The sequence below is a fragment of the Methanobrevibacter ruminantium M1 genome (assembly GCF_000024185.1).
Classification (GTDB): Archaea; Methanobacteriota; Methanobacteria; order Methanobacteriales; family Methanobacteriaceae; genus Methanobrevibacter; species Methanobrevibacter ruminantium.
The window spans coordinates 1,955,182-1,978,124 of record NC_013790.1; the positions used below are offsets into that span (position 1 = coordinate 1,955,182).

The 22,943-nt window shown below is 32.6% G+C and carries 14 protein-coding genes; 2 read left to right on the forward strand and 12 right to left on the reverse strand.

Annotated elements, in window-relative coordinates; genetic code table 11:
• Positions 1-830: 830 nt before the first annotated feature.
• The 8 genes from MRU_RS07500 to MRU_RS07535 form a co-directional block, all read right to left on the reverse strand.
• Complete coding sequence (locus MRU_RS07500) at positions 831-4,712, reverse strand: Ig-like domain repeat protein (protein ID WP_171776169.1); 3,882 nt, start codon at positions 4,710-4,712, stop codon at positions 831-833.
• Positions 4,713-5,172: 460 nt separating this feature from the next.
• Positions 5,173-6,822, reverse strand: a complete 1,650-nt coding sequence (gene thsA / locus MRU_RS07505; protein ID WP_012956300.1) for a thermosome subunit alpha — start codon at positions 6,820-6,822, stop codon at positions 5,173-5,175.
• 473 nt (positions 6,823-7,295) lie between these two features.
• Positions 7,296-8,075 carry a class I SAM-dependent methyltransferase gene (locus MRU_RS07510; RefSeq protein WP_012956301.1) on the reverse strand — a complete coding sequence of 260 codons (780 nt, stop codon included), beginning with the start codon at positions 8,073-8,075 and terminating at the stop codon, positions 7,296-7,298.
• A gap of 241 nt (positions 8,076-8,316) precedes the next feature.
• Entirely contained in the window at positions 8,317-8,754 is a 438-nt protein-coding gene (locus tag MRU_RS07515; RefSeq protein WP_012956302.1) for a hypothetical protein, read from the reverse strand.
• Between the two features lie 209 nt (positions 8,755-8,963).
• Positions 8,964-9,935, reverse strand: coding sequence for a M48 family metalloprotease (locus MRU_RS07520; protein WP_048812473.1), 972 nt, complete (start codon positions 9,933-9,935; stop codon positions 8,964-8,966).
• A 303-nt stretch (positions 9,936-10,238) separates the two neighbouring features.
• Positions 10,239-10,472, reverse strand: coding sequence for a hypothetical protein (locus MRU_RS07525; RefSeq protein WP_143714325.1), 234 nt, complete (start codon positions 10,470-10,472; stop codon positions 10,239-10,241).
• Between the two features lie 113 nt (positions 10,473-10,585).
• Entirely contained in the window at positions 10,586-11,443 is an 858-nt protein-coding gene (locus MRU_RS07530) for a DUF11 domain-containing protein (protein WP_012956305.1), read from the reverse strand.
• A gap of 251 nt (positions 11,444-11,694) precedes the next feature.
• A complete protein-coding gene (locus MRU_RS07535) occupies positions 11,695-12,915 on the reverse strand; it encodes an FprA family A-type flavoprotein (RefSeq protein WP_012956306.1) in 1,221 nt (406 codons plus the stop codon).
• 246 nt (positions 12,916-13,161) lie between these two features.
• Here MRU_RS07535 and MRU_RS07540 point away from each other — a divergent pair, with 246 nt between their 5' ends.
• Both MRU_RS07540 and MRU_RS07545 read left to right on the forward strand, forming a co-directional pair.
• Complete coding sequence (locus MRU_RS07540; protein ID WP_012956307.1) at positions 13,162-14,004, forward strand: alpha/beta fold hydrolase; 843 nt, start codon at positions 13,162-13,164, stop codon at positions 14,002-14,004.
• Positions 14,005-14,432: 428 nt separating this feature from the next.
• The gene (locus MRU_RS07545) at positions 14,433-15,347 is read left to right on the forward strand and encodes a pyrroline-5-carboxylate reductase family protein (RefSeq protein WP_012956308.1); all 915 of its coding nucleotides are present in this window, start codon (positions 14,433-14,435) and stop codon (positions 15,345-15,347) included.
• Between the two features lie 480 nt (positions 15,348-15,827).
• Here MRU_RS07545 and MRU_RS07550 read toward each other — a convergent pair whose 3' ends face one another.
• The 4 genes from MRU_RS07550 to MRU_RS07565 all read right to left on the reverse strand — a co-directional run bounded on the left by MRU_RS07550 (position 15,828) and on the right by MRU_RS07565 (position 22,755).
• Positions 15,828-17,768, reverse strand: a complete 1,941-nt coding sequence (locus MRU_RS07550; protein ID WP_012956309.1) for a YhgE/Pip domain-containing protein — start codon at positions 17,766-17,768, stop codon at positions 15,828-15,830.
• A 446-nt stretch (positions 17,769-18,214) separates the two neighbouring features.
• Complete coding sequence (locus MRU_RS07555; protein ID WP_048812474.1) at positions 18,215-18,565, reverse strand: nascent polypeptide-associated complex protein; 351 nt, start codon at positions 18,563-18,565, stop codon at positions 18,215-18,217.
• A gap of 195 nt (positions 18,566-18,760) precedes the next feature.
• The gene (tgtA, locus tag MRU_RS07560) at positions 18,761-20,761 is read right to left on the reverse strand and encodes a tRNA guanosine(15) transglycosylase TgtA (protein WP_012956311.1); all 2,001 of its coding nucleotides are present in this window, start codon (positions 20,759-20,761) and stop codon (positions 18,761-18,763) included.
• A gap of 227 nt (positions 20,762-20,988) precedes the next feature.
• On the reverse strand, positions 20,989-22,755 hold the full coding sequence (locus tag MRU_RS07565; RefSeq protein WP_143714326.1) for an Ig-like domain-containing protein: 1,767 nt from the start codon (positions 22,753-22,755) through the stop codon (positions 20,989-20,991).
• Between the last annotated feature and the right edge of the window lie 188 nt (positions 22,756-22,943).

Consider the following 22,943-nt stretch of genomic DNA (forward strand, 5'->3'; position numbering starts at 1 on the left):
TTTTTTCAAATTGATTAATTAAATATTATATTTTCAAGTTATATAAATATTACTGTAAAAAATTATTTCAAATAAGGCCAATCCATACTCTAAAAATTAATTTACTCAATCTAAATAGTTAATTTAAGATAAAAAAAATAAAAATTAATTACTTACTGTAAAAAGATAAAAATATTTAGAAAAAAGAAGAACTAAGACATTATAATTGTAAAAATATAAAAAGGGCTTTGAATCCTTTAATTAAAGAATAAATACTTATAATTACTTATTTTAATGAAATTTAAGAAAATATTACTTTGATAAATAGAAAATAAAATAATTATCATTATTTAAGTTAAAAAAGAATAACTAACTATTATTGATATTTGATATTAAAGTGAAATCAATTACTATTTTTAGAATACATATATTAAATCTATTAATTTAAAAAAATAAAACAATTAAAGAGTATTTGAAGTGAATGATTAATAATTAAGTAGTATTATCCAAAAAACAATGAAATAAACTTGAAATAAAAAAATAAAGAAAAATTATTAAAAAATCACAAAAAGTTATAAAAATTTTAATAATAATTTTTCAATATATTTTAGAATTCCTATAAAAATTCTATATAAAAAAAATAATATAATATAAATAAATTATAGTGATATTTTAATTAAAAAAATAAAAAATAGTTAATAATTTAAATTTTTACCAACCCAAAAAAAACACTATTTTTTAAAGTTTGAAAAAATAGATAAAAAAAAATAAGAAGAATTAGATAAAAATAAAAAAAAATAGCTAAAAAAAAGAATACTAAAAAAAATAAAAAGAATAGTTAAAAACTATTCTTAACTAATTTTTATTGTTGTTTTAGTGGTCTTTGCATTTGCTCCAGTCACTCCGGCAAACTTGACTGTGCAGGAATAGGTTCCTTTCTTGTTTAGGCTGATATTGACTGTTGCAACACCATTGGAATTGGTTTTGGCTGTGTATGTCTTGCCGTTTATTGTAAACTTAAGGCTCTGACTGGCCATAGGCTTTCCTCTCTCGGAGATTAGAGTTGCTGAGACAGACTTGGTCTTTGCATTTGCCTTAAATGTCTTTTTAGGAGCAGTCAGTTTAGGGCTTTGGGCTTTTACAACTATCTTTGCTACCTCAAATGAAGCCTGATATTTGCTATCGCCTAGGTATGCGATTGCAAATGTGTATGTTGTTGGCTTTAAGAGGTTTATCTGTAGCTTTGCACCGCCGTTTGAGTCTGTTGTTCTGTCATAGATTTTTCCATTGAAACCTATCTTGATTGGAACATTTGCCATTGCCTTTTTGTTATTGTCCAGCAATTTGACTTCAAAGTAGTCTCCCACCCTTCCGTCTGATTTAAGGACTGATTTGGTGGTCATATTGCTGTATTGGATATAGGTCTTAAGCTTTGTATTGCTTATTGTCTCTTGGGCAGGCACACCATTGGAGTTTCCATTTGCACTGTTTGGCTTTGGATACTTCTTGTTTACATCAATCTTAGCCACTTCAAAGGATGCTTGATGATCATCGTCTCCAAGGTAGCAGATTGCAAAGGTGTATATGTCCGCATTAGCAAGGTTTATCTGCAGTCTTGCTTCGCCGTTTGAGTCTGTTGTTCTGTCATAGATTTTTCCATTGAAGCCTATCTTGATTGGAAGGCCTGTTAATGCATTATTGCTGCCATCCACAAGTTTTACACAGAAATAATTTCCTATCCTGCCATCTGATTTTGCTACAGGTCCAGTGGTCATATTTTTGTAGATTATTTTAGTTGGAATGACTATTTTAACAACAACTTTAGTGCTTGCGCTTGAAGAGTTAAGATTACTGTCTCCAGAGTAATATGCATTTGCAGTGTAGTTTCCTTCATTCAATCCAGTAATGGTTTGGCTTGCCTTTCCAGAGCTTATCTTTGCAGTGTAGTTCTTATTGTTTAAATTAAATGTCACATTTCCACTTGCAGTTGAAGGGGATAAGCTTGCTGTTAAGGTAACCTTATCATTATTGCTTGTAGAGCTTAAACTTATAGAAGACTTAGCTTTGGAAATAGTGAGCTTGCTTGTCTTTTGCTCATTATTTACCGGATTTATTGCAATCACATCATAAGTGCCTGCAGCTAAATCAACATTGGCTGTAGCAAGCCCATTTGCATTTGTTGTTGCACTGTAAGTCTTGGAACCTACTCTAAAACTGACTTTAGTGTTTGCTAAAGGACTGCCTGCAGCATTCAAGAATGTGGCATTTACTTTAGCGTTCTGATAAATGCCAGTGAGGTTTTGAAGATTTATAGTTGAGCGAACAATGATATTTGATCTTTGAGAAACTCCATCATAAGTGCAGACTGCCTCATAAGTTCCAGGAGTAAGGTTTATATCCATGCTTGCCTGACCATTTGCATTTGTCTTTAAAGGATATGTCTTGCCAGCTAGAGAGACATTGAGATTTGCATTGGCTATAGGATTTCCGCCATCTGTAAGAGTGACAGTATACTTTCCGGTTCCACCGTAATACTTGTTCAGATTGGAAGATGAGATTTCTACTGTCTTATTAATGAGAATAGGGAATATTATCTCCGCAGTTCTATCGTAAGCAACCCTATCCATATAGCCTCCACCTATTCTATAGCTATAATATTCCGGATATCCGAAATCAACATATGCATAAACCATATGTAGCCCTAAAGAAAGACCATTCAGTTTAAAATGGGCTTCATAAGTATCATTTTCCCCAAGGACATATGTAGGAGTAAAGATTTGTCCAGAGATGATAAGAGCCATTGAATAGTTTCCAGAGTAAGGATATAATGACTTGAAGACCAAATCCCTGCCAGTCAATTGAACATTGCCGTAATTGTTAAAGCCATCTTGCTGAAGAGTGAAGTTAGTCAACAAGTAAAATGTTTCATTATAATCCGTATAGATAACAGGCCTTGTAAAGTCAAGTACGGCACCTCCCCAACCAATTGAACCTGTCATGGATGGAGGGCTAGGTATATAGGTAGTTATTGGATTAAATGACACCACACTTACATCTGTTGTAGCGCTTCCTCCTGTAGGATTGCTAGAAGCCAATGTATTACCCACAAAAGTAGAATTCACAGCAAACAAGGAATCATAAATTGCAGCGCCTCCTAAATTGGCTGAGTTATTTATAAAGCTACAGTTTACGGCACCGCCACTATAGATAGCGCCCCCATTCCTAGATGCGGAATTGTTTATAAAATCACATACTAAAGCGCTTCCATAATAAATGGCACCACCATCTTGAGCAGTATTATTAATAAAAAGACAATTTACGGCACTTCCATTATAAATGGCACCTCCAAGAGTGGCATTACCATTGGCAAATAGGATATTGTTAAATTTGACAGTGCTATTGTTAACATAGAATATTCTGGATTTGCCTAGGGCATCAAGTGTGTGGGCATTACCGTTGATTGTCAGATCCTTGTTAATTACTATTCCTTTGATGTCGAATCCATCATCATAGACATAATCCCTTGTTAAGGATATTGTTGAATTTGCTGCAGCACGGTTAAACAGACTTTGCAATGAAGTGAATGTGCCATTAGCAACAGTTCCACCAGATTGATTGCCTGAACCGCCACCGGATGGGTTGTCATCACCATAAGGCTCATAAGTGGAGTTGTCTGGCACTTTTAGAGAACCATCATAACAAAGGTCAAGATAAACTACTCCACTACTATCTACATACATATAATCTATCCTTTCATCACCAAGTGAATCAGGGTCTGTATGATGGTCGTCATAGAACTCAATGGCGCTAGAATCTGAAAGATTAAGAATGCAATAGCCGTCATATATGACCTTCACATCATAAGTGCCATAGCTGACCTTTGGTATGATTGCTCTTTCATTCTCATCTATTGTTCCGACATATTGATTGGAATCGCTTGTAAAAACCACCTGTGCGCCAATTGGACTTTCATAAGTGTCCATATCAGACACAGAGACATAAAAGTCGTAAGTCCGTTTAGAAGGGTCCCTATACCAAGTGCCCCAATTCACTGCGCAGATTGTGTAACTTTCCCAATTTCCATAAGTGGCCACAAAATCCCCATCATACCAAAAGCCTACAAAGACAGATAATTCATCAACCTCATATGGAACATTATAAACTACAGTCCCATTATCATCAGTGGTTAATTTAGTGATTGAATAGTCATAATCATTTATAACAGCCAAATCCACACCGTCAAATGGAGTGTCATAACTGTTTAATCGTATGGTGATGTTTTCAGGATTTTTTAAATCATCTACAAAATCAAGGGAAACCCAATCTCCATCATCACCATCATACCACACAATATAATTATAAAACCATGCATTCTCATCCATTGAAAGAACATTCTTTTCTTTAGGTTCTAAATAATCGTCTTCCAATTCAGAATCTGCTGATCCTATATTATTTTTATCATCTAGTTCAAAAGAAGCATTATCACTTGACTTTAAAACATTACCCTTATCTTCCAGTTCAATAGAGTCTGATTCTATAGTGGAATCAGAGACTTCAGCTGACTGCAAGATAGAATCTGATCCAATGGCAGAATCAGAGACTTCAGCTGACTGCAAGATAGAATCATCTGAATCGATAAGTCCATTATCCACATCCTCATTTGCGCTTACAGCAGAAATTGCAAGCAGACTAACAAGGAAGATACTTATCAAAATTAGTTTTCTATTTTTCAAAAGATTATCCTCCATTAAAAATATTTAATAAAATTTTCATCACCATTTTGTCAAAGGAAACATCATTATTCCTTTTAAAAAAATGAATCTTTTTCAATTTATCCATTAAATCCCTAATTGAATAAAATTGTTTCAATGGATAAAAATAGTCAAATCTATTAGAATTTGTCCTTCAAATGAACAAATTTATTTCTAAAGATATATCTATATAGCAGATTATAAAAAGGTTTTGAAAAAATTAAATAAAATTTGTTTAATTTTATATACATCTTTCTATAAAACATTGATTTAAATGAAAATTCTTAAAAAAAGTAAAACTTCTAAAAAAAAAATAAATTGTTAAAAAAAGTAAAAAAAAGGATTAAAAATCCTTATAAACTTAAAAAAAGACCCAGATTAAAGCATAGCCAAAATAAAAATTTTGGTCAAGGTTTTTTGGCCGAAGGCCAAAAAAGCTTGTCTACATCATAGGAGGCATACCGCCCATACCACCCATTCCAGGTGCAGGAGGCATTCCACTATTATCTAAGTTCTCATCAGGGTCTGGCTTTTGGAGGGCTCCGGCTGCTGCTACCAAGTCATCAATTCTTAAAATCATTTCACAAGCTTCTTGTGCAGATTGAATTGCTTGTTTCTTGACCTTTTGAGGTTCAATTACACCAGCTTCCTTCATGTCCACCACTTTTCCTTCAAATACATCAAGTCCCATATAAGGATTGTCCTCGTGAGCTGCCCTAAGCTCTACAAGCAAATCGATTGTGTTAAGACCTGCATTTTCAGATAAGGTTCTTGGAACAATCTCTAAAGCGTCAGCAAATGCAATGATAGCTAATTGCTCCCTTCCGCCAATTGAATTAGCATATAATCTTAATTGTCTTGCAATTTCAATTTCAGGAGATCCTCCACCGCTTACAACCTTTCCTTCTTCGATTGTAGCTGCTACCACACCTAATGCATCTTCCATAGCCCTTTCTATTTCAGAAGAGATATGCCTTGTGCTTCCTCTAATTAAGATGGAGCTTGCTTTAGGTTCATCGCAGCCTTCAATGAAGGTTAGAATTTGGTCAAATACTCTTTCTTGGTGGATGTAATCTGCTTTTCCTAAAACATCTGGAGTTAAGTCTTCAATGTTTGTGATAAGCTCTGCACCGGTTGCCTTCATGATTCTTTTAACATCAGTGTTCTTGACTCTCTTAAAGGCCATGATGCCTTCTTTGGATAAGTAGTGTTGCACTACATCATCGATTCCCTTTTGACAGAACAATACATTACATCCGGAGTCTATGATCTTATCAGCGATTTCCTTAAGCATCTCTTGCTCATTGTCTAAAAATATTTGCATTTGTAATGGGTCGGTAAAGTCAACTTTAGCGTTTTCGAGGTCCTTTAGCTCTAAAGGATATTTCATAAGAGCTATCTTTGCATCATGGATTTCCTTAGGCATGGTTTCGTTTGCCCTTCCTTGGTCGATGAAGATTCCGTCAACAATCTTGGAATCCTCTACGCTTCCTCCGTTGATTCTGTGGATTTTAATTAAGGTCTTATCTACCTCTTCTCCCTCTTCGACTTTCTTTACAGCTTGAACAAGTAATTCTGCAAGTTCATCTTTAGCATAGTCAGAACCTTTACCGGTCATTGCAGTCTTTGCAATTCCAAATAAGGTGTCCTTATCCCTTGCATCAAAAGAAATGTCAAACAAGATTTCCATTGCCTTAGCAACAGCTAATCTGTATCCCATAAGAATGGTAGGTACTGGAGTTCCATCTTCCATTAATTCCTGTGCTTTCTTAAGCAATTCTCCAGCAATGATTACAACAGTTGTAGTTCCGTCTCCAACTACATTTTCCTGTTTTCTTGCAATTTCAACTAGCATTTTAGCTGCAGGGTGAGCAATGTCCATTTCCTGCAAGATGGTTGCACCATCGTTTGTTACAACTACATCTCCCATCTTATCCACCAACATCTTGTCCATTCCTTTTGGACCAAGAGTGGTTCTTACAATGCTTGCTAAAAGCTGACTTGCAAAAATATTCATTCTTAAGGCTTGTCTTCCTTGAAATCTTTCAGTGTCATCACGTAAAATATACATAGGTTGATTAATTTGTGCCATATTATCTCCTAAACACTTTTTATAAAGTTTTAACAATATCAGTAATTTGTAATTGTTTTTTAACAATTTAAAAGTTTTAAATTGATAATTTATTGAAATTTTTATTAAGAATAAGTTAATAACTATTAATTAAATTATAATAAATTAAAAAAAAAATTATATTTAATTATATTAAATTTTATTAAGTTATCCATATAATTATAGATGGGTTTGATTTACTATAAAAAAGTTTTGATTGATAGTAAAAAATCTAAAAAAAGTATTATCAAAAAAGATAATAAAGCAATAGGAAAAAAAACAAAAGCATAAAAAAACATTAAAAAAAAAAGTTTTAAAAAAAGCATTGCAATAAACATTAAAAAAAGTATTAAAAAGTTTTAAATATCAAAGCTAAATAAAAAATTCAAAAAGAGCCATTTAAACAAAAATAAAAACCTGAAATCAGATTAAAGAATAGATTAAAGCGTTTTAGACTATTTTTCTAAAACAGCTATAAAATCCATTCTGCGCCTTATAAAAGGAATCCAAGTGAACAATTTGGTAATGGGCTTATAGACATTCATTCCATCAAAAAGATTTACATCCTTTACCCAATTGAATCTAGGGTTTAATCTCCTTAGCTCAAAGCCATCTTGAACTCCCCAAATAAACTTGGCATCCATTTCCTCAACGGATTTCTCCTTGACATTCTCAACGGAAACAGGAGGCATGATTTCAGTAAATATAGTGCATGACTTGAAGTTTTCATCAATGATATCCAGAATCTGCTTATTCTCGACCTCAGTAAGATACATTGTTAAACCCTCAATGATAAATAAAACATCCCCGCTTGCTTCTATTTCCTCTGCCCAAGAAGGATCCATGGCAGAATAGGCTAAGGTCTTTACCCTTTCTGTATCCTTAATGTAATTCAATCTGAAATTAGCTGAATTTTCCAAATCCACATTATACCACTTGATTATCCCATTATCCAACCTGTTGAATCGAGTATCCATTCCAGAGGCAATATTGACTATTGTGCACTTTGGATGTGAGCGTATATATTCAGATACCATATCATCCAAGACGATTGTTCTTGATATTACTCCCATTTGCATGGATCTGTCCTTATCAGCTATGGAAAAGTCATAATCGATTTCAGAGATTATATCTATTGCCATATAATCAAAAAATTTATGATTTGGCTTTTGTGAATGCTTTGCCTTTGTGTATAAGGTCAAGAGCATTGTTTTTTCTACACCTTCTAAATTCATTTTTTCACCTCGAATAGTTTTATGTATTTAATTATGTTTTTGTAGTATAAATAGTTTAGTTATACCTAAATATTAATGTATTAATAAAAAATAAAAGGTGAAATAACAATGAAAAAAAGTTAAAACCATAAAAAAATAATTAAAATTAAAATCGTTGAAAGAGTAAAACCATAAAAAAATAATAAAAATTAAAAAAATAAGTAAAAAAGCTTAAAAAAAGAAAAAAAGAATATAGAACAATCTAATAAACTAAACTGCCACAAATTTTCTTTTTCTCAGCATTAGTCATCTTCCTATAACTTACATCCATCTTATAAGGAGTGTAACCACTTACCTGTTTAGTGGAAAGTATGCTAAGTCCGCTGAGATTCTTAGCTGTAGAAGACCTTGTTACGATTTTGCCTTTTTTATTCTTATAATATACCTTTATCTTAGACAATACATAGGTATGTGGCCTGAAATCGTCACCATTCTTGCCGTGATAGAATATTACAGCATAAACTCCTTTTAAATACTGTGCATCCTTAGGCACATTGAATGTTGAAATCCTATCTCCCTTTCCAACATCCTTGTAATTGCCTACTTTTATTGTAGTGCTGGCTGCACAAGCTGGCCCCATTGTAAAGCCAACAACTGCTATCAATAATACAAGCAAAACAATTATTTTATTTCTGTTCATTTTACCACCTAAAATCTATTATCAAATAATATTTTTATTTTAATGATTTATATTATTTTTCCAAGAGATAGGGTTTTATTTGAATAATGAAAAAAATAATGAAATTTTAAAAAATAAGCCGAATAAAGAATTTGAAAAGAAAAATAAATTAAAAAAATAAATAGAAAAAGAACAATTATTATCTCGTTAATCTCAACTGAAAATAATAGCTATTTTCCTATCTTTGCTCCGCAATTTGTACAGAAATTATCATCTGGAGCTACCTCACTGCCGCAATTTGTACAGAAATGAGTCGATTTGTTATCAGCAACGGCTTTAGCTTGAGGTTCTTGGGGCTTGGCATTAGTATTCTTCCTTTCTCCAGTTGCCTTAGGTGTCTCAGGCAATACTGGCTTGCTGTAAAAGTCAGTGGTGTTTAGAATCTCTATTTCAGAGGCTTCCATTACCTCTATCCTCTTGGCATCTGAAGGGTGTGTTGAAAAGAAATCAAAATTGCTTGCCTTGTCTCCTGCAAATTCCTTCCAGAATTTAGGAACTTCACGGATGTCATAGCCTGCAAGGTGACAGATAATCATTCCAAGCTTATCGGCCTCAAACTCATGGTCCCTTCCCCAAGGCTGAAGAAGGAAGTATTGGGACCCGACACTTGCAATATTGGTGGCTGCCCTTGCAAGAGATCCAAGACCGCCTAATCCTACCATGTCCAATGCAAAGCTTCCCACCCATGCAACAGAAGCAGCAGTGTTCTTTGTGCTTTGGGCGCTTGCCCTTGTCCTTCCGTGGTCAAGCAATGCATGAGCCATCTCGTGAGCCAGGATGAATGCCATTCTCTCTTCAGTGTTTGCAATTGAAAAGATACCTGAATATACGATAATCTTTCCTCCAGGCATGCAGCAGGCATTTACGCTATTGTTTGCAACCAAATGAACATCCCATTCATAATATCCCTCAACATAATCCTGCCTTCCTATCTTTGTAAGGAATTCATTAACTGTATTGATCAGTTTAACTGCCACTTGAACGATAAATTGGCCTTCTGGAGTGTTGTCTAATAACTGGGAGCGCTGCAGTTCCTGATAGTACCCTTGAAAGCAGCCTTCCAAGAACTTGTCATCGTCTACAGTGTCATAGTGCTCCTTGCCTGTAAATGGATTGATTGAACTTCTATCATTCTTCCTCATCATATCACCAAAACTGTAAAATAATTGATTGTATTTTCGATTTTAAGATAATCATCAAAACTTAAAAAAAATTGATACTTATATTTAGTTTTAAAATAAGGATTATAAATAGTTATATAAAAATTTTTAAAAAATATTAATGAAAATTTAAAAAAAAACAAAAAAATGATAAAAAAAGCAAATAACAGATAAAAAAAAAGCAAAAAATGGATAAAAAAAGCAAATAACAGATAAAAAAAGAAATAACGAATAAAAAAAGAAATAACGAATAAAAAAAACAATTAAGGACTAAAAGCAAAACAATCAATCAGTAAACTCAATTAACTCTATATCAACTATATTAACTTCTATATCCTTATCATAAATATAAAACTTATTGTCCTTAAATTCAAACTTTTTTTCCTTAGAGATTCTAATTGATCTTCCATCAGCAAAATAAACATAAACATAAGAAAAGTTTTCAACCAGTTCTTCAACTGATTTTTGATTATGCTCTTCAATCATTCTTAAATCTTCTTCTTCACTAATAAAAATCACCTAAATTAAATAAAATAAGTTTAAATAAACCATAAAAAAAAGAAATATAGAAAATAAATATAGAAAACTAAAAAATAGTTTTAAAAAATAAATAAAGAATAAATTAAATCAATCTAATTTATTCTTCTTCGTCCTAAAAATATTCCAAGAACAGCCAAAGCAGCTATTATAACAGCAAACAATGAATTTCCAGATTTCTTAAAATCTATTGGAGTCATATTTGTATTATTTGTCTGATTTTTAATTAATTTATGAATCTTTTTGACTGTAGAATTATTATCTTTGTTCTTCTTAGGTCCTACAGGAGTCTCATTCTTTTTATTCTCGGAAAGCACTTCCACATCTGCCTTAGCGCTAAGGACCTTTCCATTGATATTATCGGAATCTGTAGTGAGATTTGCCACATTGGTGAAATTTCCAGCCTTTAATGCTTGAGCCTTAATCACTAAGGTAGCAGATTCATTTTCCTTTAAATTTCCAATGTCCCAATTTGCTATCTCAACTGCATAGTTTCCTTTGCTTGCCTTAGCAGACTTAAACTCAAAGTTTTGAGGGAGGAACTCATCAACAGAGATGTTTTCTGCAGTGTTTAAAGAGTTTTTTACCTCTATTGTCCACTCTACAGTATCTCCAACTTTGACTTTCTCATTGCCCTTTTTTGTGATAATCAAATTACATTTATCAGAACCATTATCTGTATTATTATCATCAGTATCTTGAGTATCTTTTGATGAATCTGACTGGGAATCAGACAGTTTTTTATCATTAGTCTTATCCTGAGATACATCATCCTGATTTGAATCATCTGAACTTGTATCGCTAGATCCTGTATCATCAGAGCTTATAGAGTCTGAATCAACAGTTAAATCACTTGAAACATTAGAATCAGAGAGATCATTAGATGAAACAATTGATACAGCCAATAAAATTAAAGCTAAAGCAATTAGAATTTTAAAAACTGATTTTTTCATAATCAAACCCCTAAATAAAAATAAAAAAGCTCAAAATTTTAAAATTAAAATTATGGTTTTATAAAAAAATTCTCAAAATTTTAAATTAAAATTTGGTTTTATAAAAAAATAAAAAAATGCTCAAAATTTTTAAATTAAAATTATGGTTTTATAAAAAAAATAAAAAAGAAAAATGCTCAAAAGCATAATAAAGATTTTTTAGCCAAACCCAGTAGAAAAAGAAATTTGGCCAAGGTTTTTTAATCTTAAGATTATTCCTTAATCAATTGAGCAACTTTCTTACCTAATTCATAACATTCTTCAAGGATTTCTTCATTAGGCTTGAAGTCGATTTCCATTTGCTCGACCACTTCAAATCCAGCGCCTTCAAGGTTAGCAGCTAAGATTCTTGCAGAGCCTCCAGCCCAACCTTTAGAACCGAATACAACTGCCTTTTTCTTTTCAATGTTACCAAAGCTAAGACAGTTCAAGTAGTACATGACATCTCCTATTCCCGGGAATGGATTGTTCATCATGGTAGGGGCTCCAACGAAGATTGCCTTAGAGTCAAGGACATCTGTCACTGCGTCAGACTTGTCATCATCATGCATGAAGTACATCTTTACCTTTACCCCTTCGCTCATGACCCCTTCAGCCATTGCATGAGCCATCCTTTGGGTTGAATGGTGCATGGTATCATAGATGAAGGTGATCTTATTTCCTTCATAGCTTCCGGTAGACCATTTTTGGTAAAGGTCAATGATGAATTCAGGGTTTGTAAAGATCTGACCGTGACATGGAGCAATCATCTTAAGATTATCTACAATGCCTAATTCAGCAAGCTCATCGATTTTTCTTCCAACCATTGGAGAAGCGAGAGTAATCAAGTTAGCATAGTATTTTCTAGCAGCATCGGTTAGGATAACAGGATCCACATCAGTGTCCAATCTTTCAGATACACAGATGTGCTGACCGAATGCATCATTGGAGAATAATATTCCATCTTCCATCAACATTGTAAACATGCTGTCAGGCCAGTGAAGCATAGGAGCGTTTACAAATTGGAAGGTCTTGCCTCCAATGTCAAGAGTGTCGCCGGTTTTTACAGTGTTGAATTCAAAGTCTTCAAGCTCTGGCAAGTGGTTTTTAAGTCCAGGTTCTGCTTTTTTAGAGCAGTAAACTTCAACATCTGGGAATTTGGCAACAACTTCACCAAGAGAGCCGCTGTGGTCGTTTTCAATGTGGTTTTGAACGACTACATCGATTTTGAATTCCCTTCCTTCTTTTTCAAAGGCATCTTTGATTCTTCCCCAGAACTGTTCAGACTTTCCAGGATAGACATTGTCAATCAAAGCCACTTTATCTTCACCAAATACAAGGTAACAGTTGTAGGTAGTTCCATCCAAGGTGTATCCGTGGTAGTCACGAATATCCCAGTCTAAAACACCTACCCAGTAAACATTATCAACTATTTTGTATGCATCAGCTTTCATATTATCACAATTCATTTATTCATTAGTATAACAAATATTAAATTAATCAGAAGCATATTATTAAATAAGATAAGTTAATTTAATAGGTTATTTAATATAATATATGTTTTCTCATTAGATATATAATTTTTGTTCTATTGTATTAAAACAATATTTGGAAACAATGCATTATTAGATAATAAATTTTTCCTATGGACAAAACAATATTTTTGAAAACTAGAAAAAAATAAGAAAAAATGTGATAGAATGAGTTTGAAATACTTTAATAATTTAACTTATGAAGAGATTGGAGAATATAATGACAAAATAGTCCTATTTTTACATCCTAAGCTATTATCACATTGGATTTGGAAAAAACAAATAGAAGAATATGATAAATACTTTAATAATTATCACTGTATCTTTATTGACCTGCCTCACCATGGAGAGAGCAAATTTGATGGAAAATTTTCCATAGAAGAGTCCTCAGATATACTCATTGAATTTATAAAGCATTTATTGAACAATAAAAAAAGTGAATCAATAAATATTGTAGCCATAGGCCTTGGAGCTTCAATAGCCATTGAAATACTCAATAAAGAAACTCACCTAATTAATCACATCATTCTATCTGGCCTTGAAATCGCCCAGATTAGAGAAAAAGAAGAAGAGACAATCATAAAGAGACTTGCTAAAACAAAAGCAGAATATCTGAATATGAAGCCTGATCAGTTTATCATTAAGGCTTATCTAAGATACTATGGAATAAGGAAAGAATATTATGATGATTTAGAAAAAAGCCTAGACATTCCTATTAGAAAAGAAGAGGAAATAGCATATAAGTCCTTAAATTATATAATCCCCGATTTCTCTAAAGAAACCATAGAAAAAGACAATATACTATTGGTCTATGGAAATAAGGACAATTTCAATAGCACAAAATCTGCCATAAAGCTTAAGAAATTGTTCTTCAATGCCAAATTAATTGAAATTGAAAAGGGAAATCATCTTTGGAACATAATTGATTATGAACTCTTTAATCAAGTCATTATTAACTTTATACAAAAGGAAATTATCTTTAATGATGAAAGGATAAAAGAAATTGATTGAAATCAAATTGATAAAATTTTCAAATCCGTTTAAGACAAATATAAAAATGCAGCAATCATCTGAATAGAAGGTTAAGACCAGTAAGAAGCAAAGATTCTTTAAAAGATAGTTAAAACCCATAATAAACCCATATTCTTAAAAAACACATTAAAATAGAAATAAGAGACAACACCATACCTATTAAAAATCCATAGAAGAGTGCAAACATAATAATCTTCAGACTTAACTATAATAAGATTTTATTAGATTATTCAAAAAACCACTAAATTTTATTTTAATAAATATAAAATAGAGTTGAATTAAGCAGTATTTGGCAAAATAAAAACTATAAAGTTTATTAATCATTAAATACATAAAATTTAATTAGTTATAGATAATTTAATTTATAACTAATAGTTTTTTAAATAATTTTAATAAAAAGGGAAAAAATGAAAATAGGCGTAATTGGTTATGGAAATATGGGTTCCATGATAGCAAATAACATTCTCGAATTGAATTTGCTCTTGGCCGATGAGGAACTTATAGTTTCAAACAGACATATTGAAAAAATCGAAGAATTAATTGAAAGATATCCAGATGGAAAAGTTCAGATTACTGACGATAACACTGAATTGGCCAAGTCATGTGAAAAGATCATTATTTCCGTAACCACCCCTAATTTCAAGGAAGTGCTCGATGAGATAACCCCTTTTATTAATGAAAAGACCCATATAATCTATACCTGTGCCGGACTTGACTTTGAACACATCAGCTCTTTTTACGACGGCAAATTAAGCTTAGTCATTCCAAGCTTGGCATCAACTGTAACTTCAAACAATGCCATAAGCTCAATAGGAAGGAGAAAAGGAATTACCCTTATAAAGCATAATGAGAAGGTAGACATTCAAGACAGCTATTTCTTAGAGGATCTCTTTAATGAATTCAGTTATGTGAGAACATTAAAGGACCATAATTTCTTTTTTGAAGAAAATGGAAACTTAGCTTCAAACAATCCAAAATTGGAAATATGCACCATCCTTACAAGTTGCAGCCCTGCATTTATAGCCTTGATGATTGATAATTTTGCAGAAAGGATAAGCAATATTTCAGACTTAAGCAAAGATGAGGCAGAGGATATGATCTTAAAAACCGTCATTGGAACCGCTATCCTAAAGGAAGATAAAAAAATATCCAATAGCGAAATTATAGAAAAGGTAGCTACCGAAGGCGGAATAACTGCAGAAGGTATTGACCTATTGGATAAAAGATTAAATTCCATTTATAAGAAACTCATTAACACCCTTTTAAATAGATATGAAGAAGTTAGTAAAGAAATGGACGAGCTTTATTTAAAAGATAATTAAACTTCTCTGACTTTCAATTATTATTCTTTTTAGATGGATCAAATAATCCATTATAACTCTTTTTTTAACTGAATAACTTATTTAAAACTAGTTAAACTTTTATAACTTATTTAAAACTAGTTAAACTTTTATAACTTATTTAAAACTAGTTAAACTTTTATAACTTATTTAAAACTAGTTAAACTTTTATAACTTATTTAAAACTAGTTAAACTTTTTTTAAACTAGACAGACTCTTTTAAATAAAATAAGCAAATCAAACCCTATTTAAAAAAAATAAACTCATTTTAAAAATAAAAATAGAAAATAAGATTAAAATAACATTTATAACAAAAATAATAAAAATAGACTACTTTTTTAAAAATAAAAAAAAATTATTAAAAAATATAAATCTTAAAAAATAGAGTTCTTTCGAAAAAAAAAAAAAGATTTATTAAAAATAATAAATCTTTAAAACTTCTTTTTTGAGAATGAAAAAGATTTAATGGAATAAATCAGTTTCATTCAATTTCTCTTCAAACCAATGAGCTCTCTTATCTGCAAATACCTTAATAATTAAAGCTAAAATCAATGTGATTAAACCCATAGCTATCAAGATAAGGAATGAATGGATATAATTAGACCATACAAGTCCCAAAGCAGCTTCTCTAAGAAGGGTTATACCATGAGTCATTGGCATATATGGACTTACTGCCTGAAGAATAGGACCCATCAATTGAATAGGATAGATACCTCCAGTTCCTGAAATCTGGAACACAAGCCAAATGACAGCTATTCCTTTTCCAAGCTGACCTAAAGCAGAAGTCAATGAGTAACAAATCAGCATAAACACAAGGGCAATGAAATAGGCCGATAATACAAACAAGACCGGATTCGACATTTCAATTCCTAAAATTGATGCTCCAATGAGAGTTACTGTAGTTTCCAAAACAGCCATTACCATAAATATGAGCAGTTTACCAAAGTACATCTCTGAAGGGCTGTATTCGGTTCCGGTGGATTGTCCTGTTCTAAGCATTACACAGGTAATCAATGCTCCAACCCACATTGATAAAACCAAATAGAATGGAGCAACTTCAGAACCATAATTGTCTACAGGATTTAATTCTATCTCATTTAAAGTAACTGGAGAATAGATATAACTTCCGATTTGATTCTCGTCAACGCCAGTTATGCTTGAAAGAGAACTTGCAGCACCTGAAAGTGAGCTGGAAGCTGCAAACAATGCATAAGCTGCTGAATTTGCAAGCAATTGAGAGCCTGCAGCAAGGCTTAAGGAACCTTCAGCTAACTGGACAGAGCCATCTGCCAATTGTACAGAACCGTTTGCTAACCTTACAGAACCATCAGCCAATCGAACAGAACCATCAGCCAATTGTACAGAACCGTCAGCAAGCTGGACAGAGCCATTTGCAAGCTGGACAGAACCGTTTGCCAGTTGACTTGAAGATCCCGCCAGATTGGAACTTGCATTAGCCAATTGCTTGGAACTGTTTACAACATGCTTCAAGTCATCACTCGGCAATTTGTCAACATCAACAGAGGAATCCAACTGCTTAGCAGAACTTTGCACTTGAGAGGAACCTGCTTGAATCTGCTGGGATGAACTTTGTATCTGGGAAGAGCCTTGAGAGACCTGATTTGCCCCTGACTTGACCTCAGATGCATGGGACTTTATCTCCTCACTGCCTGATTGAACTTCAGCACCACCTGATTGAACTTGATTTGCAGCGGATTTCACCTGATTTGAGCCTGACTTCACTTGAGAAGCGCCAGAATTGACCTGAGCGGATCCGGAAGACAATTGGACAGCACCAGATGACATCTGACCTGCACCTTGAGACAATGCAGACTGAAGCTCGCCTAACTTTGAATAGGCCACCACATTAATAAACTGTACAATCTTAGCATTGATCTTATTATAGACCGCCTTTGCAGCGGAATCGCTTAACTTAGATGCCATAGGATTGGATTTTCTATTGACAATATATTCCAATTCAGCAGAATGAGGGTCATCAGTAGTGATTGACTTAATGCTTTTACTGAAATTCTTTGGAATGATTATTCCGGAATAATAGGTTCCATTTTTAACCCCCTCTCGCAGTTCCGTTTCATTTACAAAGACCCAATAGAAATCATCATTTCCCTTCAGCTCATCCTCTATCTCATTACCAACATTTAATGATTCTCCTTCAAAAGTGGTTCCATTATCCAAGTTTGCAACTGCAATCTCAATATTTCCTGTATTATCGTATGGATCCCAACATGCTTGGATGTTTATAAGAGCATATAAAGAAGGTAAAATTATAATAGCAAGCAATACAATAGGCACAACTGGATTTTTGGTAAATACATCAGTAAAATCCTTTTTTAAAAGTGTGACTATCTTGCCTAAGCTTTCACTAAAATTTCTCTTAGCCATTCTTAACCTCACAAATTTGTATAAAAACTATAAATCCATAAGAATATATGTATTTTTTAATTAAGGACAGATTTAAAGTTAAATTTCTAAAACTTGAAATCCCCTTTAAAAAAAGAATTCTTAATGGACTTATTTTAATATCAAATAAATCTTAAATAATCTTTACAAATAAAGAACAAATAGAAGCATCATATTTTTAATACTTGTCTATTTTAAGTTCTATTATCTAAATAGTATTTATGAGCATATAAAATTTACTATTGTATTATTATATTGATTAAGAAATAGATCAGATAGGGTTGAATTTAGAAAAAAAGAGTTAAAATAGTTAAATTAGATAAAGAGATTTTATAATATTAAAAAAAAGATTGATTTAAAAAACTAGTAAAAAGAGTATTTAATTGTAAAAAAAAAGTAAAAAATAATTAAAAGTCAAAAAAGACTATTTAATTACTTAATTTCATGATTGCTTCTGCTAGGTCTCCACCGCATTCTCTTAAAGCCTCTTCAGCAGCTTCAACACTTACACCAGCAGTGCTTGCAACCATTTCAATATCCTCATCTGGAATGACAAGCTCAACTTCTCTTTCAACCTCTACAGCAGTTCCTGTAACTTGATAAGTTTCTTGTCCCATTACATTCATAGCACTTACATCAGCATTAGTAATGATGATTTCCTTATCAGCGCAACGGATAATGACCTCTTCAACATCATCGATGCTTTTCATGTCCATACCCATCTTTTTCATTTGTCTTTCCATCTTTTTAAGTTGTTTAGGATTCATACCAGGTATCATATTATTTCCTCATTGTTTATTTAATAGTTAAATCAGTTTAATTCATTTTTTATGTTTTACTAATCCACTAATTTAATCTGAATCATATTTAATTCTATTTATTAAAATATATAATAATTTTTATTTTTTGAAATTTTCTTATTAAAGGATTGAAAAATAAAATTGGTTTAAGTGAAAAGAAAAAATAAGAACTAATTAATCCTTAAATCCTTTTCTAGTCTTTATTGCTTGACCTGTATTAAAGTCCAGCATTTCACTATAATTCAAAAGAGCCTTGCCGAATGCCAATAGCTCACCTTGCTCATTTACAATAAGAACTTCATCATTTGATCTGATGTTTTCATCACAGTCTTTTATAAACTTGGCAAATACGCTTTTTCCATCCCTTGCAAATGATTCTACGCTATTGTCAATCATGACCTTATTTCTCATACCTTCAATTGCAGCAAGCCTTTTTGCACCTAATTTAGATAGAATCAAAAAGCTGTCAGAGGCTCTCATATTTACAATAATCTGATTCTTATCATAGACATGTCTAATCTTACCAGTCTTTTTGCTTTTTTCTATCTTGATTTTTCCAGTGAATAATGCATCTCCTGCTCCATTTCCAAACTGGTAATCTGCAATTGCCTTTAACTTCTTAATATCATCTTTTTCGAACTTGATTTCCTCCGGATAATTGTATTCTTCTATATAGTCAAGCTCAAGCTCCTCTAAAACATTAGGATGTATGAGGACATTGTCATAGTCTTCAGCAAAGTCTATTAAAAAGTCCCTTGCAAATTCAATAGCCATCTTATCACGTATTCTAGGCGCATCTGATTGGCTTAACGGATAAACTTCATCCAATTCAAGTGGAATGAGACAGAATGGAGTGTCTAAAACCATAAAGTCAGTTTCACCATTCTCTATTTTACACTCTGCATCTTCAGATAATGATTCATCCTTTGCATAAACAAATAACTCATTGAAGCTGTTTGTTAAATGTTTTGTGTATGGCTTTGTATAAGTTGGCAGGACAACAAGATTTTTCCTCTTATCCATTTCATTTAATTTGTTTAAATGCCTTGTCACTTCAGCTCTTTTCAAGGATTCAGGACCTGTATAGAAAAATGCAGACTTCTTGCTTCTTGGGTCGTATTTTTCCAAGTCAAAGCTATACTCTCCAAGATGCCTAAGACCATCAAGCAACATTGGATGAGCCCTGCAGCGCTCCTCTACAAGTTCCATAAGACTTCCTTCATAAATGGCTTGGCGAATGAGCCTAAGCTCTGCAAAGCTGACATGGAGATTGTGCTGTGCTATAAGCTGCACCCTTTCCTCCTTATCCATAGCCCTTAAGTCATCAGGAGTGTACTTACAGCATACCTCACAGGAACATGGCATTTCATTAAGATTTTCAAGCTTTACAGTTCCTCGGGTAGTCAATAGACGGTCTGCTTCAGCATATAGAATATAAGCTGCTGAATCAAACAAGTCGCATCCCATTGCAACGCAAAGTGCAAATATCATAGGATGTCCAGCCCCCATCAAGTGGCGTGCCTTTGAGTCTGGCAAGCATTTGACTGAATGCATCACTGCATCCACAAGATCTCGGTAGTGATACATCTCCATAAGAGGCACAACTGCGCCGATAGGATATAAGTCTGCATCAAGCTTTGTAAGCTCAGTTGCACAGTATTCTCTCAAATCTGGATAAGTGGAACCTTGAACAACAGAATTTATCTTCATCTCGTAATCATTGTCCTTTACATAACTTATTGCCTCTTTTGCACGTTCAATGGTGATTTCGAGGTCTTCTTCAGCCTTTTCTCTATCCACATATGGTCCAGTTGGAATATCTAGTGAAGTTCCGATATCAGTTCCGATAGCTTCCTGGAACTCAATGACCTCCTTGTTTGTAATGTCTACATCACCATAGACAGATAATTGGAATGAGCCTGAATCTGTCATGATAGGACCATCAAAGTTGATTAGCTCATGCAAGCCCACATCCAAAGCCTTTTTACTTAACTCTTCATCCTTATAAATTAAATAAGCATTTGTAATTACAATGTCTGCCCCATATTCCTTTACATCAACTGTCTGTTTTCTTGGATGAATAACGGGCATTAGGTTTGGAGTCTTAATCTCTCCATGATTAGTTTTTAAAACACCTACACGTCCTCTCATATCTTTTGCTTTAATTTCAAACATGATTTTAATTCCTATAAAATATTAGATAAAAATTTTTTTAAAATTATAAAAAAAGTATTAAGACTATTTTAAAATAGTTTTTATTTAATAAATATTTAATTAAAGGTTTAAAAAGTTTATTAATTTAAGAAAAAATTAATTAAATTTAAAAAAGTTTATTTAATAAATATTTATTTAAAAATATCAATAGCAGACAAAAAACTATAAAATAGCTAATGCAAAATTAGCTAATAAACTAAAATATTAGCAGATTTAGAAACTGAAGAATAAGTGTCATCACCAGCATACTTTACAGTGAAAGCATAAGTCTTTTTAGAAGACAGGCTCACATTAACACTGGCAATACCTTTTGAATCGGTTTTTGCTGTATAAACCTTATTATTCACAGTAAAACTAATTGTTTTTCCTTGAATTGGATTGTTTCTTGATGATTTCAATGTTGCTTTAATTACTTTAGACTTAGTTGAAGATTTATATTTAAAGTTATTTACTTCCAAATTAGGCTTTTGAGTCTTAACAGTGATTTTTGAAACTGTAAAACTTCCATAAAAGTCATCATTACCTAAGAAGCAAATTGCAAAGGTATAAACCATAGAATACTTTAAATTGATTTGCAAGCTTGCCTGGCCATTGGAATCTGTTGTCCTATTATATATTCTGCCATTGAATCCTATTTTAATATCCTTATTTATCAACGGATTGCCATACTCATCCTTTAAGCTTACATTAAAGTATTCGCCATTTCTGCCATCGAGATTAGCATCAATGGCAGATGTAACCATATCCTCGGAAGCAATAGATGTTGAAAATCTCTTAAATTCCAAATCTCCATAGCAATCCTCTCCAAGGCTTGCATTATTGTTTTCAAATCTTAAGTCATTAATATAATTCAATCTATTGAGAGAATTAATGGCCCCTCCAATGTTCGCTGAAGAATTAATAAAAACAGAGCCCTTGACTAAATTATTAGTCCCTGTAAATAAAATTGATCCTCCTTTTTGATCAGCTGAATTATTAATGAAAGTGGAATTGCTAATCAATCCATTAGAACCGCACCATGAAATGGACCCTCCATTATTTGCAGAGTTGCCAATGAATTTAGAGTTAATCACTTGCCTATTCATAGCGCAAGCTGCAAGGGCGCCACCAGAATCTGCAGAGTTGTTAATGAAAATGGAATTTATAATCCACATAGCTGAAGAACCTCCGAAATAGATTGCTCCACCTTCCTTTCCATGGTTATTGATGAACTCTGAATTATTGATGGTTAAATTTTCTCCTAAAGCAAATATTGCTCCCCCATTAGCTCCAGAATAACTGTTTTTAAAAATGGAATCGCTTATTTTCCCATAGGATCCTTTCCAAAGAATAGAGGCGCCATAACTTTTCTCATCACCGCTATTGTTAATAAAACTGCAATTAACGATAGTTCCGTTGCTCCCCTGCCAGTTAACTGTTCCTTGATAAGGCCCATTATCACTTTCGTTCCTTGATTTCCCATTGATGAAAGTTAGATTCTTAAGGTTCACCCCATCTGCTTCAACAAGAAAAATCTTTGATATGTTTTTAGCATCCAAAACAGCATTTGGACTTCCAATGATAGTTAATGTCTTATTTATTACAATAACTGAGCCAGTAGTTGTAAAAGTGCCATTGAGGATTATATCATCCCCATCAGCAGCATGGTTAATGGCAGATTGAATATCTTCAAAGCTGCCTCCATTCAAGTTATATGAAGAAGTTAAAACGGATTTGAATCTGGATAAAGTAAAATCATTACCATATGTATTGGAACTGGACTTGGAATTTGAATTAGAAGATAAATTTAAATTAGGATAAGAATTACTATCATAATCTAAATTAAAATCCGGATTATCATTTAAATCAAAATTTAAATTATTATTTTCATCGCTAAGACTAATATCATCAGATCCACCTAAAATAATACCATCAGAACCATCTGAAATAAGAGTATCACAACAAGAATCAGACAAATCCACAGCAGAAATAGTAGAAAAACCAATGAAAGATAAACTGATTATTATAATAAATAATAAAACTCTAAATGAATTAATTTTCAAAATTACACAACCCCCATTTTTTTATAAAAAAAATAATAAAACTCTAAAAGAATTAATTTTTAATTTCACACCAAACCTATATCTTTTAATCAAGCCAACTT